Source organism: Streptomyces sp. NPDC111802, from assembly GCF_055634335.1.
This window is the reverse complement of record NZ_JBVKCZ010000206.1, coordinates 1-1,733: the sequence shown is the minus strand read 5'-3', so window position 1 is coordinate 1,733 and position 1,733 is coordinate 1. Positions and strand designations below refer to the sequence as shown.

General features: G+C 66.6%; 1 protein-coding gene. It reads left to right on the top strand.

Going from position 1 to position 1,733, the window contains the following annotated elements; translation table 11 throughout:
- Positions 1-214: 214 nt before the first annotated feature.
- Positions 215-1,720 (top strand): IS4 family transposase, encoded by a 1,506-nt coding sequence (locus ACZ7NC_RS45485; RefSeq protein ID WP_471498333.1) that lies wholly within the window; start codon positions 215-217, stop codon positions 1,718-1,720.
- The last annotated feature ends 13 nt before the right edge of the window (positions 1,721-1,733 follow it).

The window sequence follows — 1,733 nt, the reverse complement described above, 5'->3', positions numbered from 1 at the left end:
AATGCCAGTGAATTAGCAGAACTCTGCTGGTCAGCAGCCCGCTGATGGTCGGTTTGGGCTGATTTCATCCTTGGTGACACTGGGTAGTTCGTCACGTTCTGATGATGACTCAGCCGAGTGTCGGACACAGCAACGGAGCCCCCGATAGGACAGAAGATCGACCAAGATCCGACTGTCTGATGGAGAGGCTCCGTTGGGTGCCCAGTCTGCCAGCATGCCCGTCCTGCCCGCCAGGGTCGCCGCTCGCAACTCGCAGCACTCACCGGGGGTTCCGGTCGGTGAGCGGTTCGGGGACCGGGTCCGCCTTGGGGTGCTGACTCGCTGGATCACACCGGAGATCGTTGACGAGGTGTTGGAGCGCACCGGTCGCGTCGAACGTCGACGGCGACTCCTGCCGGCCCGGGCGGTGATGTACTTCGTCTTGGCGCTGTGCCTGTTCAGCAGTGCCGAAAGTGCAGTTCAGCCGGGGTACCGGCCGGTCTTGCGCTCGCTCACCGAGAAGCTGCGGAGCCTGCCGGGGCTCGGACTTCAGCCGCTGCCGACGAGCTCGGCCCTGACCAAGGCCCGCCAGCGACTGGGCGAGAAACCGCTGCGCGTGCTGTTCGAGCGGACCTGTGGCCCGCTGGCGACTCCTGACAGCGCCGAGGCGTACGCCTTCGGACTGCGGCTGGTCGCCTGGGACGGCACCACGCTGGACGTGCCGGAGACCGCGGAGAACGCCGCCGCCTTCGGATACTCCAACCCGACCAGCAACACCTGCGGGAACCCGCAGGTCAGGCTGACGGCACTGGTCGAATGCGGCACCCACGGCCTGGTCGATGTGGCCTTCGACGGCGTCGAGCACTCCAGCGAGTACACCCTGGGCCGGGCTCTACTGGCCAGCCTGACCCCGGACATGCTGTTGCTGGCCGACCGGTACTTCGTCGGCTACGAGCTGTGGGCCGACGCCAGGGCCACCGGCGCCCACCTGATCTGGCGGGTCAAGAAGGGGCAGATCTTCACGCCACTGCGTGTCCTTCCGGACGGCTCCTACCTGTCGATCATGCCCACCCCGGCGGAGACCCGCCGCCTGGGCCAGGCCCGCGCCGCCGGACGCGCGATCTCCGAGGCACCCCAGGGGCACCTGGTTCGGATCGTCGAGTACACCGTGCAGACCCGAGCCGAAGACGGATCAACTCGCCTGGACTCCTTCAGACTTGTGACCAGTCTGCTGGACCACCGACAGGCGCCTGCCAGGCGGATCGCCATGATCTATCACCAGCGCTGGGAGATCGAAAACATCTTCGCGGAGATCAAGAACCGCCTCCGCGGCGCCGGCTTCACCCTGCGCTCCAAGTCCCCCGAACTCATCTGCCAGGAGGTCTACGCGCTCCTGACTGTCTACCACGCGCTGTGCGCGCTCGAGCACGAGACCGCCCAGCAGGCCGGGATCGACCCCGACCGGATCTCCTTCTCCGTCACCGTCCAGCTCGTCCGCCTCGGCGTCCCCAGCCAGGTCGCCGCCACCGCTGACCGGCTCCGCCGGACACTGCAGACAGTCGCAGCCGAGCTCCTCGACGACCTTCTCCCCGCCCGCCGCAACCGGCGCTGCGAGCGCGTCAAGAAGCCACCCAAGAACAAGTTCGCCATCAAGCGGCGAGACCAACCACGCACTCCCAGTAACGTCCACTACTCGCTGAAAGTTGCCAGACACCCGCCGCTACCTGCAGAAACGTCCTAACTCACCGGCATTG